Origin of the sequence: Bacillus sp. FSL R9-9410 (assembly GCF_038050385.1) — a bacterium.
In the GTDB taxonomy this organism is placed as follows: domain Bacteria; phylum Bacillota; class Bacilli; order Bacillales; family Bacillaceae_G; genus Bacillus_A; species Bacillus_A cereus_U.
This window is the reverse complement of the sequence record NZ_JBBOTV010000004.1, coordinates 164,661-181,478: the sequence shown is the minus strand read 5'-3', so window position 1 is coordinate 181,478 and position 16,818 is coordinate 164,661. Positions and strand designations below refer to the sequence as shown.

Here is a 16,818-nt window from a genome sequence, read left to right as displayed (position 1 = left end):
ATTTGATTGTATGAGATTTTTAATTAGTTGTTAATATAATAAGTCGTATTTGTCATAAAAACGTATGTAAAGGGAGAAACGGACTTTACATGCGTTTTTAGGTTTTTTAGGAAAAATAAAAAGGGTAGTCATTATTTACGACTTAACCCTTTGTCTACGATCTGACGAATTGCTTCATTTCGATTCTTCAGCTTATTTTCATGCCAATAATTTTCTATTTGTTTTATCTGTTCTTTTGTAAATGAAACTAAATTTTCATGTATGGGGAAAGCTTGTTACAATAGTAAAGAATAACTTGGGTACAATTGATAATGAAATGGGGAAAGATGCCAGATGAAAGCAACCGGAGTGACTAGAAAAGTAGATGAATTAGGGCGTGTGGTAATTCCAAAGGAACTTAGAAATACGCTAGGTATTAAAGAAAAATCACCATTAGAGATCTTTGTAGAAGGAGAAGACATCGTTTTACAGAAGTATCAGCCTGGTCGTGTTTGTGCACTAACAGGAGAAGTGACAAATCGTAACATATCATTAGCAAATGGTAAGATAACATTAAGTCCAGAAGGTGCAGAACTATTAATAAAAGAAGTAGAACAGTACCTTGTAAAATAAGAGGCTCCTTTCAAGGGGCTTTTTTTAAGTACAATATAATAATTTCACGTACCGTATTTATTAATAAAAAAACAAAAAAACATATCAATAGTCTACATTTAATTTTATGCTGAATTAAACTGCTATTTTCCTATGCTTTATTATTTTGTATGCTCCAATATGTTTTCAAGATGCCTCTCTCCATCATTAAAGGGGTACGGAAACGATTCTGGGTATGAGGGGTCACTCTAGGATTTAATTACAAATCTAAAAAAGAACTTTATTCAAGCTCTTTTACTTTTCTTCGGTCTAAAGATGTAATTATGCATATACAAATAAAGGGAAAAATATATAGAGCATCACTAAATTATATTTATAAAATTTTAATGTTCCCCAATTTACACAAGAAAATTAAAATCTTATCGGTATACTTGTATAAATTCGATTTGTATTACTCCATTTGATAAAAATATCTTTATATTATATTTTCTAGTATAATATTTTTCGAATACACATATTTAGTATTTCTTATAATTGGATATGAAGAGGTGACTTTTATGATTTACGTAGGAAAATCATAGTGTTTTAATAAGGGTGTAAGGTCCTTACAGCGTATAAGAGGGAAAAGAAATAGAATAAGTTTTTACTAATTTTGCAATTATAGTTAGAGATTGATAAATAACTTTCTATTGAGCAATATTTATATCCTAATATTATAAAATTCAATAAAGGGATTAGCGAATCGAAAAGACTAAATATCCAGTCTTTTCTGGAGTGATTTATGGCTCTGGTGCAAATATACGAAGAAGAACATGGATGATAGTAGATTCCTAACGGAGTCGTATTTTATGATAGAAGTTCAAACGCTCGGTGGATGAACTCTTTCTGATTTTGGATAGACTGATTCTGTAAATCAATCTGCCCCTTTTTTATCAAACTATAGAAAGGTTAGTGATGAAGAATGAAAAAGAATAGTAGAAAAAGAAATGATAGAATTGCAATCAAAGCATTTATAGCTGTAAATGTACTTACTGCTCCATTTATAGGGGTAGAGATGGGAGTAACAAAAATCTTCGCTGAATCCCAAACCCCAGTATCAACAGAACGTATTTTTAATGTAATAGGCAAGGGAGATATAGAACAAATCAGAGATAGAGATAGACGACAATTTCAGTTTAGTCCCTATGAACCAACTGGACTATATGCAAGTCCTAATGAAAAAATAACAATTCAAGTAGAAGGAACACAGAATATTCAATCTTATATAGGAACATTCTCCTATGATGCCTCGTGGACTGACGATTATAATAGTACAGACCCAGTAGTAAGGTCATTTACTTTAAAGCCAGGAGAAAATACAATCGAAAATCCACATGGCGGAATGATTTATTTTTATAATTCACAACAAGGCGGTACAGTACAAGCTGAGATTAAAACAGGAGGAACACCTGCGCCTTTCTTTGAATTAGGAAAGCATACGAAACAAGATTTAGTTACTATGCTAGATACGTATCCTAATGCCCATGCAGTGGAATTAAAAGGAGAACGTTCCTTAATAACTGCCAGTCCCGAAAGAGTAAAAAAATATTTATTAGGCTCTAATACAGACCCTGCAGAACTCTTAAAAAAAATAGATGAAGCTATTAGAATTCAAGATAGAATGGCTGGTTTATCTGAAGAACAAGCAGATAAGCATTACGTGCATTTTGTGGAGGATAATCAATCTGATTTGTATATGTATGCGTTTCCTAAAAGAACAGCATATGTCGGAGACGCTATTCAACATGTATTAGATATAAATAAGTTTACAAAAGACGGATGGGGACCTTGGCATGAAATGGGTCACCAACGTCAACAACTTCCTTGGAAGTGGGATGGATTAGGAGAAGTTACTAATAACATTTACAGTATGTTTTCACAACGTGCTTGGGGAAATCCATCGAACTTAGAGAATGATGGAAGATATGAAAGTGCATTCACTTATTTGAATAAGCCTCAATCAGAAAAAGATTATAATAAAATTGATGACGTATTTATAAAATTAGTAATGTTTTGGCAATTGGATTTAGCTTTTGGGGAAGATTTTTATCCGAAATTACATCAATTATACCGTGCAATGCCGAACGAAGAGTTACCTAAAACGGATGACGAGCAAATACAAGGTTTCATTTATAACACTTCTAAGGTTGCACAGAAAAATTCACTTCCATTCTTTGATAAATGGGGACTGAAAGCATCGCCAGAAACAAGACAAAAAATAGAAGCTTTGAATTTACAAACACTAACTGCTCCTATTTGGGAAGGAACTGATTCTAAACCTGTTCCGCTAAATACATTACCTAAACAAAACATGAAAGTAATTGCAAGTAGTGAAGAATTAGGAGTTGAACCTGCAACGAATGCACTTGATGGGAATCCATATACAAGATGGCATAGTAAATGGAGTGAACCAAACAAATATCCATCCAATTTAACGATTGACCTTGGTGAAACTCGTACCATTACACAGCTATCATATCTTCCGAGACAAGATGAATCTCCAAATGGTCGTATTTTAAGCTATAACATTTACACAAGTACAGATGGTGTGAACTATCAAAAAGGAACTTCTGGAACATGGGAAAATAGTAAGAAACAACAATTTGCAACATTTAATCCTGTAACTGCTAAATATGTGAAATTAGAGGTACTAAACGGAGTAAATGGATATGCTTCGGCAGGAGAAATAGATATCTTAGGGTATTAATTTCTTTTGATTTCAAAATCATAAATAAAGAATCCGAGTTCTTAGAGATGTATCGCCACACATCCATCAACTTAAGAGATTTTAATATCCTCAAATACAAAAAAACGTTATCCTTTCTAAACAAGCTAGATTAGAAAGGATGACGTTTTTTATGAATCTCTCGATTCAAGATGAATTACAACTATTTGCTGAAGAATTACACCAATATCTTACTGGGGTAAGGAAACGATTCTGGGTATGAGGGGTCACTCTGGAAAGATATTCAAAAAGAGTCAAATCATAAAATAACTTGACTCTAAATAATTAAGCTCTCTTTAATAGAGTAATATCACAATAATTTAATGCAAATGACTTTAGAAATAAGAGAACTTCTTCTGTCAAAACAAGATCTCCTCTAGAAGATAAACAAAAATGATGCCCAGACCAGTCAGTATAATGCGCATTTTCAGTAGTTACTGTCCCAATAGGAGTAAGTCTCCAAAAATCGGGGATTTTCTTGTCAGGATATAATTCTTGAAATTCCTCTGAAAGACTTATCAAACATTTTTCTATTTTAAAATCTCTTAATTGACTAGATTCTAATGCATTTTTAAATTTATCTGAAACAATAAAACAAGGTGTAGATTCTAACAAATCATCCCCAAGCCATCCATAGAACTCATAATGTAAAAATTGAACTTTTCCTGAAATCCCTTCTTCTCTAATTTCCTTTTCAGTTCCATAAACTGTTTGTTCTCCATGTCCCCCCGCTACTTCGGGTGCTAAAAGGTACAAATTCATAATTTTATCTTTCTCTTTAAATTATTTACTGGAGTTTTGGATTTATCAATAATACCTATAAATTTCTTCATAAAGGCATCTCCTTTTAAAATATGTAATTTTTATAGCCTTACAATTGTATACAAAATTAAATGTTTTAGTAATATGCAAATAAAAAATTTAAAATGGCATAAATAAAATTATCAATAGAGTGTACCCTATTGATAAGAAACCTTTTCCTTGATATTATTAGTCTTAGAGACTCTCAATAATACTTATCAAAAATGCATACAAAAAGAGGGATAAAAATGGTCTATGGATACGCTCGTGTAAGTGCACAAGATCAAAATCTAGATACACAGATTGAGCAGCTCATGAAATATGGAGTTGATGAAATTATAAAAGAGAAAGTAAGCGGAGTAACAAAACATAAGCCAGAGTTAGACACTATACTTTCAAAACTAACTACTGGGGATACCTTAGTTGTAACTAGAATGGATCGCTTAGGTCGAAATACCATTCAGCTATTACAGTTAGTAGAACAACTTCGAGAAAAGAATGTTTACTTTGCGATTTTAAATTTAGGAATAGATACTAGAACTCCAACAGGAAAATTCTTTTTAACTGTCATGGCTGCCTTTAGTGAATTAGATCGAGAAATGATTAAAGAAAAACAACGTGCAGGAATAAAGTTAGCGAAACAAAAAGGAGTGTATAGAGGAAGATTGAAGAAATACACGGATAAGCACCCAGGTATGAATCATGCGATTGAATTACGGAAGCATACCAATAAAACCGTTAAGGAAATATGTCAAATTACAGGAGTGAGTCAGGCCGCTCTGTATCGTAGATTAAAAGAACTTGAATAAAGTTCTTTTTTAATTTGTAATTAAATCCCAGAGTGGCCCCTCATACCCAGAATCGTTTCCGTACCCCTAGTATGCTAAATCACAAAGTAAAAAGCCCTTCTCACATGAGAGGGCTTTTTACTTTAATGTACTTTAGTTTGCTTTTTTAACTTCTGGTTTTACTGTATAAGTATACGCTTCGTTAGTTGCTTTGCTATTTTCAGCAACCATACTTCTAGATTTAGCAGCGAATGTTTTAGGCTTATCCACAGGTCTTACAGTTACAGAGAACTCAGTTCCATGTTCAGCTGCAAATGTACCTTTTCCTATTAAATAAATCGCATCATCAGCACTACTATAAGGGTTAGCAACTTTCATATCGCTTAAGTTGTCATAATTTGAAGCAGCAGCTACTAATCGGTCAAATCCTATAGAACCATTACCTGATTTATTACTATCATGAATTCCAAAATTCACATGGCCACTCACTTTAGAGAGCAGGTTTACATTTCCCCTTATCTTAGCAGTATTTAAATATACAACAACTTCCACAGATGAATTTGCAGGAACTTTAATTTTCTGTGAAGTAGCCGTATAAGCTAAAGTTTCAGATTTTGTTTGCTCATTTGTATTTGAAAAATCATAACTAGTAGATACTTCAACACTAGTCTCTCCAATAAGCGGAATACCAAATGTTGCACTAGCCGTTACTCCTAAATTAAATCCATGTGTAGTGGAAGTAGTAACAGAATTTGTAATTGACTTTGTGAATTCATTTGTAGAAAGCTCTTGCTCGCTATCAGAATTATTAGTTAAAATCGACGTCCCTACAAACAGCCCCTGTGAATTCGTAACAATAGGGGCCCCATCAAGCTCTACCGAATTTTGATGAACCTTATCAATTACAATGTCTTCCACAGAAAATCCTTTATACCCATTAAAGTTGTTCTTTTCAAGAAGACTAAATGCATATTTCATACGATCTTGCCAATTTGAAATAGACGGACTTCCTTGTTCTTGTGCCATAGCTTGAGTAGGACTGATTTGAGCAGCACTTGCTGAACTTGGCGATGTAAACGCAAATGATGTACCAATAGCACCAATCATGGCTAAAGATAGAATTTGCTTTGTCTTCTTACTAGATTTCTTCATATCATTATCTCCCTTTTTTAAATTATATTTTTGTTTATATTTGCAATATTGGATTTTTCTAGTATTCTATAAAATAGGGTGAATTCTATTAAGGGATGCCGTACTAGTTACGGGATAATCCCTTAATACTTTTTCCGAAGCTACTCTATGTTTCTAACTAACATTTTTGCACCAGAACCCATAATATTCCCCCCTAGTTTTGTCGGTAAGATCCCTACAGGATTACAAAAGATGAAATTAAACTGTACATTGCTTATACTTTCACCTCTGAATAAAATAAGATCATTTTTGCTATGTAGAGACCTAGTAAGCCATTTTTTTAAAATGTGATACTTTGGTGATCCTAGATTTTTTCCAAGCTTTATTAACTGAATTTTGAGATAACTTTTTTTCGACATAATGTTACTTGAAACTTTACTACACTTTTATTAGTCTAGTCTTCTCTTCTCCTTTCTTAGCGGTCATACCAATTACACCTTTATTAAAACATTAAATTTTTAACGCGTAAATAGTAGAATTTTGTCGAATATATTCATTAATTTAGTTATTACGCATTAATACGATTGGAAATATTATACTAATAAAACTACTATTTAAATATCATTTAACTAACTAAAATAATTACAACTTGATATACCTATTAAAAAAATAATTATTTTAATTTATAAGAAAGATAAGCGCAATTTTAATTTTGTTAATATAATTTAATCATATACTGCATATTGATTCCCTATATTTGGATATGTAAAATTGCATCAAAGTATAGGTTTAAATAATATAGGCTCTTATAAATAACTAACTGTAGAGAAAGAAAATTTTTGTTTAGGGTCTACTTAAAACTCTTAACTTGATGGGCATATAGCGAGACCTCCTATAGAGGAAGAGTGAAGAAATACACAGATAAACATCCTGGTATGAACCATGCAATTGAATTACGGAAAAAACAGTAAAAGAAATATGTCAGATTACAGGAGAGAGTCAGGCTGCTCTATATCGTAGATTAAAAGAGCTTGAATAAAGTTCTTTTTTATATTTGCAATTAAATCCCAGAATCGTTTCCGTACCCCAAATACATATAAAAAACAGCATTTCAATTAAATTATGATACGATTATAAAAAGGGAGGGAACCATATGCACACTTTACAAGAAGATATGTATGAACAATTGAAAAAGAAAAAAGGGGAAGTTACTGTATTTTTAAAGAATGGCTTTCCAGTACGTGGGCAGATCCTTGCAATGGATAAATTTACTGTCCTTGTGATGGTTCATGGTAAGCAACAACTGGTCTATAAACAAGCCATTTCTACAATTGCTACGTAATACATACTGGATTTATGTAAAAATTTCTTAATATTATACTATTACTATATTAACTATAATATAAGTAATTCTTTTTATTATTTATATTTTGTTATTTCCTGTTGCAGAATCCTTATTATAAATAAGGATTCCTTTTTTTGTATCAAAAATCTACAAATAAAAAAATAAGATCGGGGAACACGATCTTATCTTTATCACATGGAGTAAACAATAGTGATAACCTTCATGTTTTTATTATATATCATTTTTTATTAATTTTGAATATTAGAACTATAATTAATAGGTATATCCATATTGATAAATTTATTACAAAATTAGTTGTAAATGTTTTTAAAAACGAAAGTAAACTTTTAGCCATTAGTTTACTTTCAGTTTCCCTTAAACATTGACTTTCATCTAATTTCATTGATATTATAAAAATAGATAAAAAAGTATACATTCAAATCATTGAAAATAAAGGGATTGAAAAACAGATGGATAAAAAGCAACATTTAATTGATGTACAACCAATTCGGAGCAAAGAACAGCTCGAAGATATGAAATGGTCTCTTAAACGTCATTGTTCAGATCGTGATTACATTTTATTCTTACTTGGGATTAATACTGGATTACGTGTAAGTGACTTACTTAAAATGGAAACAAATGAAATTTTAAAATTAAAGCGAAAAAAGCGGAAAGAATTTAAAGTTAAAGAAGGAAAAACAAAAAAGGAACGTATCATAAATATTACATCTATTTTTGAGGAAGTATTTCCATACGCTGAAAATCTAAAAAGTACCTGGTTATTTCCTTCTAGAAAAGGTGATAAACCCATTAGTAAAATTCAAGCCTATCGACAGTTACAAAAAGCCGGAGATTTTGCCGGAGTAGAATCATTAGGTACTCATACTATGCGTAAAACATTCGGATATTGGTTTTACAAGCAAACAAAAGATATTGCTATGCTTCAAGAAATATTGAATCATAGTACACCACAAATTACGCTAAGATACATTGGGATTAATAAGGAAGAAAAAGACAATGTACTTGATACATTTCGTATCTAATAAAATTTAGATGCTTTTGTAAGTAAGGGTGTAATAGGGGTTTGTCTAGTAACGGAATAAAAACGGCAATAATATAAGAAAGTTATAAGACATTGAAAGACTTTCTCTATTTTCCTCTTAAAATCCATCCTCCTGTTTTATACTAGAAAGAAGGTAAGTTCTACGGAGGGAATTAAAAATGGGAGTAAAAAAGACAATTGATGATATGCACTTATTGGCAAAATCCAAAGGATTTCAGTGTTTATCAACTGTTTATATTAATATGTCTACACTACTAAAATGGAAATGTTCAAAAGGACATATTTGGGAAGCAAAGCCCAATTGGATTAGTAACGGTAATGGCTGTCCTGAATGCAGCAATAGAAAAAAATTAACTATAAATGATATGAATACATTGGCCGAATCCAGAGGTGGAAAATGCCTTTCCACTGAATATAAAACGAATAAAATACCTCTCACATGGATGTGTTCTGAAGGGCATACTTGGGAAGCTCGTCCTGATAACGTAAAAAATCAAGCACATTGGTGTCCTAAATGTAGAATAGGAAAAAAAGGGAACAATATAAAACTTACAATAGAAGAAATGCAGCGCATAGCTGAAGAAAGAGGAGGTAAATGTCTATCCTCAACTTATATCAATTTAGCTACAAAATTAGAATGGCAATGTCAAAAGGGACATATTTGGAAAGCAAAACCGGGACATATCAAAAATAGCAAAAGCTGGTGTCCAGAATGTGCTTTAGAAACAGCTGGGGATTCCCGAAGATTTAGTATAACAAAACTTCAAGAAATGGCTGAATCTAAAGGCGGAAAATGCTTATCAGAAACATACAAAAATTCTAGAACGGAAATGGGCTACTATTATAAAAGTAGATTTGAAGATAGCTAAAGGTAGCTGGGAACAGGTTAACAAGTATGCTGAAAATATTCAAAAGGCTGAGATTTCATTCGTAGAAGAGAAAAAATAATATTACTTCAAGAAATTGCCGAAGTAATGAAAAATATAATATACTGACTTTCCCTTTTGAAGAACACATAATGTGAGTCTCCTGTTCAAGTTTGAACAGGAGATTTCCTATATAGTTATGAAACTTGATAAAGATTATAGAATAAGAAAGTATGAAAACCCCTATTTTAATATGTTGTTTTATTTGCAATGATCGTAATTCATTTGAAGTAAAGAATAGAAGCTTATGAATTTAATAAAATACGTGATACATTTGAGAGAATAGGTGAAAAAGGTGAATAAAAAATTGTATAAGAAGGTTATTTTATCAACGATCATTACTGGAATGGCAGCGAGTAATGTAATCCCACTTCATACTTTTGCAGCAGAACAAGCTGTACAAAATAGTGTGTCCCAACAGCAAGAGGATATTAAGAGCTATTCTCTTGGTCCTGATAAATATAAAGAAGTAATGGAGAAAATGGGGGCAAGTATCCTTACAATGGATTCATATGCTCAAACAATCCGTATTCAAGAACAGACAGATTTAAGTAAAATAAGTTCTATAAATGGTAATTTACAAGCAAACATGATTCAGCATCAAAAGGATGCGCAAAGGAATGCAACATATTGGCTAGATAATCTAAAGCCTGATATTATGAAAACGAATCAGAATAGTGTAAGTTATAATGACACCTTTCAAGCGAGTTATGATCAATTACTAGCTGCTTTAGATCAAAAAGATACAGTGGCATTTAAAAATGAACTGGAGAAATTATATAATAGTATTTTGAAAAATAGCCAAGAAGTGGATGGACTACTAGAAAAGTTGAAAACATTCCGAAATACAATGGCTGAAGATACAAGAAGTTTTAAAGACGATTCTAATCAATTGAAGTCTATTTTAGAAAGTACGAACGCCGGTATTCCACTTCTACAACAACAAATCGATAATTTTAATAATATAATTAAACAAAATTATGATAATCGTGGTGGCTATATAGCTTTATCTGTATTTATGCCTCCAGTTGGTATACCATTGATTGTCACTGCTGACAAGAATATCGCATCTGCACAACAAGAAATAGAACAATTAAAGTCCAGAATTTCTGGAGCAGAGGCAGAATTAGTTATTTTGACAGATGCCAAAAATAAAACGGAACATATGACTGAAACAATTGATACAGCTATTACTGCTCTTCAAAATATATCGAATCAGTGGCATACAATCGGATCAAAATATGATTCTTTACTAAAAAATGTTGATAACATTAACCCAGACAGGATTGCTATTATAAAAGTAGATCTGAAGATAGCGAAGGATAGCTGGCAAGACCTTAAAAATTATGCAGATAAATTATATGAAGGTGCTAAGATTGTACAAAATGGAGAGATTGTCCAAATAGGACAACCACAAATAGGACCGGATTGCACCTGAATACTATTAAAAACAGACAACCTTGTATTTGTTGGTAAGGTTGTCTGTTTTTTTATAGAGATTTAACAACTTCAGGTACCTTCAATATTTTTGTGTAAGGTGGCAAAAAATGTCGAAAAACTGCTGGAATTGTCAAATTTTATTGCTGTACGACCTGTTCGATGTTAAATTCGTAGTAGGAAGAAAAAAGGAAAGGGGTTCGTTCCATTCCCATATCCTACCTTTCGTAATAATTTAGTATGAATAAGGATGGAGATTTCTTTCTTCGGTTATGTTTTATATTTATCAAACTATAGGAAGATTTACGAGCACTTATTTCTTAATTTTCAAAAAAAAAAACCGGCAGGAAATCGAAATTAATTACATTCATTCAGCGAAAGGACTTTAATGGAACTAATTGAAACGGAAAGGATTATTTATATGCAGAAAGGGAATTATTATATGTTTCAAAAACCGATGAAAGTACTTGTGACATCTGCTATTTTGACAACTACATTATTTTCACCTATCATGACAAATAGCTTGATTATTCATGCTGAAACGATTGCTGCACAGACTACAAACCAATATGAACAGAGGGATTTTGAACTTCCGGGTGTAGGAAGTTTTAGAAGTGAAGCAAAAAGAGAAAGAAGAAGTGAGCAAAAAAACTATATACCAACTGGAATCTATGTAAAACCGAATGAACAAGTTACAATTGAAGTATCGGGAACACAAAAGATTAGAGCGATTATTGGGACGCATCAATATGATAAAGAATGGGGAAAAGAAATTGATCTTTCTTCTGGTTCTAATACCATCTCCTCTCCAAACGGTGGTTTAATAGGATTTGATAATCCTCAAGATACAGGAACAGTTAAGGTGAAAGTAACACAAGGCGGAAGCCCTGTTCCATTCTTTGAACTAGGGAAGCATACGAAAGAAGACTGGATTGCGATGATGAACAAGTATCCAGATGCACATGCGGTACAATTGAAATCAGAAAAAGCAGTACTTACTGTTACGCAGGATAGTGCCAAGAAATATATTGTGGATCAAGATCCTGTTCCTCTATTAAAAAAATATGATGAAATGATTCGAGCACAAGATAAGATATCAGGGTTATCTGAAAAAGACCCAAATCCTTTACATCGTCCGACTCGTCGCATTTGGGCTTTTATAGAAAATCCTAACAAACCAGACTGGGGCATGTATGCAGGTTGGGATGGAGCCGTATTTACTACTGCTGGTAACGCAATCGAAAGTGCTTTAAATGTAAATAAATTTGGATGGGGACAAATGCACGAAGCGGGACACACAAGAGAAATACATCCTTTGACGTGGACGGACCTTCACGGTATGGTTGACGTAACGACTAATATATACTCTTTAGCTGCACAAAAGCAATTATTCCCGAATCAACCAACGCGTTTAGAAAAAGAGAGATATTACGATAAAGCTTTTGCATACTTAAAACAAACAGATAAAGACTACAAAAATATTGATAACTTGTTTGTGAAACTTGTTATGCTTTGGCAACTTAATCTAGCATACGGTGAAGATTTTTATCCGAACCTTCACAAACTTTATCGAGAGTTACCAGAAAATCAACTTCCAAAAGCGGATGAAGAGAAAAGGCAAGCATTTATTTATAATACATCGAAAGTAGCGAAACAAAATTTACTACCATTTTTTGATAAATGGGGTCTGAAAGCATCACAAGAAACGCAGCAAAAAATAGAAGCTTTGAATTATCCAATATTAATCGCTCCTATTTGGGAAGCAACTGATTCTAAGCCTGTTAAAGCGAATGTGCTCAAATTAGGTGGCCGAGTATGGGAAGATAGTAACCAAAATGGTATTCAAGATCAAAGTGAAAAAGGAATGGAAGGCGTTCGTGTTCAACTGTTAAATAAAGATGGGAATGGATTAAAAGAAGTAAAAACAGATAAAGAAGGCCACTATTTGTTTGATGGATTAATAGAAAACACATATCGTGTACAAGTAGAGAAGCTTACCGGGTATATATTCATGCCAAAACAAAGTGGGCAAGATGTAACAGTTGACTCTAATGTAAGTGAGGCTGGGGTAACAGATGCGATTACTCTTGTACATGATGATTTAACAATTGATGCGGGAGTAAATAGAAATATATTTAAGGATGTCCCACAAGGACACTGGGCATTTAATGCGATTCATCATTTAGCGAATGAAGGAATTATTGCAGGTTATGGGAATGGAATATTTGGTATGGGTGATAATGTAACACGGGAACAAGTGGCTGCATTAATTTACCGTACTTTGCATATAGAAAAACAAGATAAATATGAAAATCCATACGGAGATATCGATAAAAATTCAACAATGTTTTCTGAGGAAATACTAGCTTTAACTAAGCTAGGGATTTTCCAAGGTGATGATCAAGGAAACTTTAGACCGAAAGCTGCATTAACACGTGCAGAAATGGCTCAAGTTATTACGAAAGCTTTTAGACTAGATGTGAAGGCTCCACATAATTTCAACGACGTTCCAGCGAGTTTATGGGCAACAGATGCGATTAGTGCCGTACAATCGAACCATATTGCAGCAGGTATTGGTGAAGGGAAATTTGCTCCGGATATGAAAGTTACACGGGAACAGTATGCACAGTTTTTATATAATGCAATTTTAAATGAGCGATCTCATCAATAATAAGAAAATAAAGTTAAGTGTCATAATATAAGTTTATATTACAGATTTCGCGATACGGGAAAGCCCATATCGGACTTTAGTCCGCCTTTAGGCATGGGATGAAAGGATCGCTTTTTCATAGAAAAACAGTTCTGTTTTGGTTATACTTGAACTATAGACAAGTACAAGTCTTTAAAACGCCAATGTGTTCCTTGAAAACAAGATATCATATGGAGTTCGATAGCCGAATTCACGCTATCGGTAAAATGATATGTGTCGTCAAGAACAAGACGCTAAAACATATGAACACGAATCTGTACGGTATGGTGATAGTACCGTAGCTCACGAACCTATACGGTCTGTCGTGAGAGTGGTGATGGCACACCGCAATCTTGTACGTCAGCGATACCAGAAATGGACTTCGCCTTTGGTAGCAAGAATCCCACTGACGTTAGTCAGCTTGCCCCTTTAGGGGTGGGAGTGTCAATACCTATAAAAATTTATTTGGTGCTACCCTTAGTTGACAAATAGCTCAAAAAAAGAACCCAATTAATAGGTTCTTTTTTTGATGTTGATTATTTTTGTTCTAAAATACGTTCAATCTCATCTATGCCTAATTTACTGGCTTTAGCAATCGTTTCAAGTGGTACACCAAGTTCATGCATACCTTTAATCATCTGTATTTTCCCTTGCTGAACCCCTTCTTGAATTCCTTCTTTTTTCCCCTCATTACGAGCATGAGCAAACTTTGCAGCCTCATCCATTAAGGCCTTTTCTCTTGCTTCATATGCTTGACGGAAAGAAGAATCTTGACTCATACGTTCCCACTTATTCATTGCTTTTTGTAAAATCGGATCTTGGTTCATGGCAATGTCCTCCAATGTTTGTGTGAGATGTTCATCTTCATTCGCTGGTAATAATAATAACCAACGAACAAACGAATCTTCCCACGGATTGACTTTCTCTTCGCGCCATTGCTGTAGTAACTTTGGAATTTCTACAATATGAACTTCTATATCGTCACTTAATAACTTTTGTTGTTGCTGATTCCAAAGGATTCCTGTTGTATGAAACGCTTCATATTCTGGAAACATCACAAAGTTTAACAAGTTAATGGTAATCGTTTTATGAAGTGAACTATAAGGCATTCCTTTTTGCAATTGAGAGGTGTATAACCTTCCCCAATAATACAAGCTTCGTTTGATCATATCATGATTGTTATTCAATTGTATTTCTACATTTACCTTTGTTCCTGTATTTAATGTAGCCGAAATATCTAAAATCGATAATTTATCTTCTTCATATTCTCGATGCAAATGTGGATCTTCTAATTGCAGGGAAACAATAGGTGATTCTAAAGAATCTTTTAATATGGCATTTAAAAAAGCAACTAAAATATCTTCATTCCCATTTGTGCCAAATAACTGCTTAAACGCAAAATCGATACGTAAATTTACTAATGAATTGGACATGGTTTTCCTCTTCCTGTTTCAGACTATATCTTTACCTTTATTGTACATAAAAACAAAGTCAACATGCAAACAATCCCCTAGGATTTATATAGGGGATGCATACAAATATACACAATAGATTATCGAAGATTATTTGGGGTCACCATATCATTTTGAGAAAATTGTACGCTTAGGAATTTATAAACGTAACAAACCTTGATTTCATAGGGGTATAAGTCTTTCCCTTAAATCTTCCGTACTTAAATTATGTTTGATTCTTGGATATATCGTATCTTGAATACTAGGCATAACTAATCCCCTGGAATCTGTATATGTTTCAATATTCAAAAATCTTCATTGTGAAATAAGAACCTATCCGCAGACAGGTTTCTTGTTTATATTTATAGTATCAATTTGAATATTTCCCCAGAGTGCCCCCTCATACCTTGAATCGTTTCCGTACCCCTTTTACAGTGAAAATCTTCATTGCCATATACATTCTCATTTGTTATCTTTTTGTTACCTTCAGATGAGTCATCTATATGTTAAAATATTTATATTCCTCCTAATCAATTTATACGATTAGGCGTGCCCTTAAGAGTCCCTATCTCCTAAGGGCTCTTTTCATTAAACCTATCATTCTATCTCATTTCTTTTCTCTATAAAGCAAATAGAACCCTTATGATAAAACTTCGTACGTTTGCATACCCACGGATCATCGTCATCCTCAACATCATTGGCCAAGAATATTTCCACTTTCGCCTTTTATCCGTTCTCCATAATCACAATACCTTCTTAATAACCCTCTATATATTCTGTTTTCTCTTCTTCTGCATCAACTAATAAGCCCCATTCGTTAGGGAAACTGTCAAAAAATTGTTGCTTTGAAATAGAGTTTGATCAAAACGGATTCCTACACAACACATCTAGAGATATTATTTATAAAAAAGTTTGATTAGAACTCATGACACCATCATATAAAAGCGTTATAAAACTACTTCAATACATCATTGAATAAGCAGGCATTATAATTTAGCTATCTAATATTTCAAGGTGCGCTACAATTAATTATTCGGACGTATTCTGCTGATTACATCGATCACACAAAATCTCTTTCGCACTTTTTACTAATAGGGGTCACCATACATGCCCATCAACTTAAGAATTCAGAATTACCCCAAAACGAAAAAATGAGCTTTTTTGTTACAAGTTAGCACAAAATTTTGTTCTGAGGGTACTATCAAGTTAAGGTTTTAGACTACCCATAAATTCCAAAAGACGTTATCCTTTCTGTAGAATTGTAGCTTTGAAATAAAGTCGTATCGTTTATAAAAAAGATGTACCGTTTTGAAGAAAGATGTACTGTTTATAAAAAAGATGCACCGTTTTATCCCTTTGGATTTACTTATCTATGGGGATATTTTTATTAAGAAGAGAAATAAAATATATGAATTGAATATAAAAACGTTTTGATTCTTTAAAAATATTCCATAATTTAGTATTATTTATATATGGGATATTTTGTTTGTACGAAAGGGGTAACTTGATGTTTTTACAAAAATATAAGGGTTTGATTCTAGGGATAGTCGGTGCTGTTATAGGGATAATATCCTGGGTTTATCTTAAAGATTTAGATTATATATATAGGGCGTGTCTTAAGTTATTTTCTATAACATTAATAATTATAGGATGGGTTATTGCCTGTAATTCGAACCATTTCTATAAAAAAAAGGAGAATAATAACGTATAGGTGTTACTATTCCCAATTTTTTTATGAGTTTTATTAATCAGAGAATCAGGTTCTGGTGCGAAAACTTCAAGATAATTGCAAGTAATCTCCTAAACTTGGACATACTGATAGTATTACTCTA

12 protein-coding genes and 2 pseudogenes are annotated in these 16,818 nt (G+C 32.8%); 10 read left to right on the top strand and 4 right to left on the bottom strand.

Annotated features, from left to right (window positions below; all coding sequences use genetic code 11):
• Nucleotides 1-333: 333 nt before the first annotated feature.
• A complete protein-coding gene (locus MKX77_RS29915; RefSeq protein ID WP_341308648.1) occupies nt 334-612 on the top strand; it encodes an AbrB/MazE/SpoVT family DNA-binding domain-containing protein in 279 nt (92 codons plus the stop codon).
• 825 nt (nt 613-1,437) lie between these two features.
• Here the strand turns inward: MKX77_RS29915 and MKX77_RS30820 are convergent.
• Nucleotides 1,438-1,527, bottom strand: a pseudogene (locus tag MKX77_RS30820) (IS6 family transposase); the annotation flags it as partial.
• A gap of 118 nt (nt 1,528-1,645) precedes the next feature.
• On the opposite strand from MKX77_RS30820, the gene MKX77_RS29910 reads away from it, so the two are divergent.
• Complete coding sequence (locus MKX77_RS29910) at nt 1,646-3,337, top strand: M60 family metallopeptidase (RefSeq protein WP_341308660.1); 1,692 nt, start codon at nt 1,646-1,648, stop codon at nt 3,335-3,337.
• Nucleotides 3,338-3,640: 303 nt separating this feature from the next.
• On the opposite strand, the gene MKX77_RS29905 is transcribed toward MKX77_RS29910, so the two are convergent.
• The gene (locus MKX77_RS29905) at nt 3,641-4,117 is read right to left on the bottom strand and encodes a hypothetical protein (RefSeq protein WP_341308647.1); all 477 of its coding nucleotides are present in this window, start codon (nt 4,115-4,117) and stop codon (nt 3,641-3,643) included.
• Between the two features lie 287 nt (nt 4,118-4,404).
• Between MKX77_RS29905 and MKX77_RS29900 the strand changes: the two genes are divergently transcribed.
• Entirely contained in the window at nt 4,405-4,965 is a 561-nt protein-coding gene (locus MKX77_RS29900) for a recombinase family protein (RefSeq protein WP_341308646.1), read from the top strand.
• A 132-nt stretch (nt 4,966-5,097) separates the two neighbouring features.
• Here MKX77_RS29900 and MKX77_RS29895 read toward each other — a convergent pair whose 3' ends face one another.
• Nucleotides 5,098-6,096 (bottom strand): ETX/MTX2 family pore-forming toxin, encoded by a 999-nt coding sequence (locus tag MKX77_RS29895; RefSeq protein ID WP_341308645.1) that lies wholly within the window; start codon nt 6,094-6,096, stop codon nt 5,098-5,100.
• Between the two features lie 872 nt (nt 6,097-6,968).
• Between MKX77_RS29895 and MKX77_RS29890 the strand changes: the two are divergent.
• From MKX77_RS29890 to MKX77_RS29865, 6 genes and pseudogenes are all read left to right on the top strand, one after another.
• A pseudogene (locus MKX77_RS29890) lies at nt 6,969-7,114 on the top strand (recombinase family protein); the annotation flags it as partial.
• A 114-nt stretch (nt 7,115-7,228) separates the two neighbouring features.
• On the top strand, nt 7,229-7,417 hold the full coding sequence (hfq, locus tag MKX77_RS29885) for an RNA chaperone Hfq (RefSeq protein ID WP_341308644.1): 189 nt from the start codon (nt 7,229-7,231) through the stop codon (nt 7,415-7,417).
• A 473-nt stretch (nt 7,418-7,890) separates the two neighbouring features.
• Nucleotides 7,891-8,463, top strand: coding sequence for a tyrosine-type recombinase/integrase (locus tag MKX77_RS29880; RefSeq protein ID WP_135278182.1), 573 nt, complete (start codon nt 7,891-7,893; stop codon nt 8,461-8,463).
• A gap of 178 nt (nt 8,464-8,641) precedes the next feature.
• Nucleotides 8,642-9,352, top strand: coding sequence for a zinc-ribbon domain-containing protein (locus MKX77_RS29875; protein WP_341308643.1), 711 nt, complete (start codon nt 8,642-8,644; stop codon nt 9,350-9,352).
• 352 nt (nt 9,353-9,704) lie between these two features.
• Nucleotides 9,705-10,847, top strand: coding sequence for a non-hemolytic enterotoxin subunit C (gene nheC, locus MKX77_RS29870; protein WP_341308642.1), 1,143 nt, complete (start codon nt 9,705-9,707; stop codon nt 10,845-10,847).
• A 441-nt stretch (nt 10,848-11,288) separates the two neighbouring features.
• Entirely contained in the window at nt 11,289-13,517 is a 2,229-nt protein-coding gene (locus MKX77_RS29865; RefSeq protein ID WP_341308641.1) for a M60 family metallopeptidase, read from the top strand.
• A 554-nt stretch (nt 13,518-14,071) separates the two neighbouring features.
• Here MKX77_RS29865 and MKX77_RS29860 read toward each other — a convergent pair.
• The gene (locus tag MKX77_RS29860) at nt 14,072-14,968 is read right to left on the bottom strand and encodes an Rpn family recombination-promoting nuclease/putative transposase (protein ID WP_340804862.1); all 897 of its coding nucleotides are present in this window, start codon (nt 14,966-14,968) and stop codon (nt 14,072-14,074) included.
• Between the two features lie 1,525 nt (nt 14,969-16,493).
• On the opposite strand from MKX77_RS29860, the gene MKX77_RS29855 reads away from it, so the two are divergent.
• Nucleotides 16,494-16,697 (top strand): hypothetical protein, encoded by a 204-nt coding sequence (locus MKX77_RS29855; protein WP_341308640.1) that lies wholly within the window; start codon nt 16,494-16,496, stop codon nt 16,695-16,697.
• The last annotated feature ends 121 nt before the right edge of the window (nt 16,698-16,818 follow it).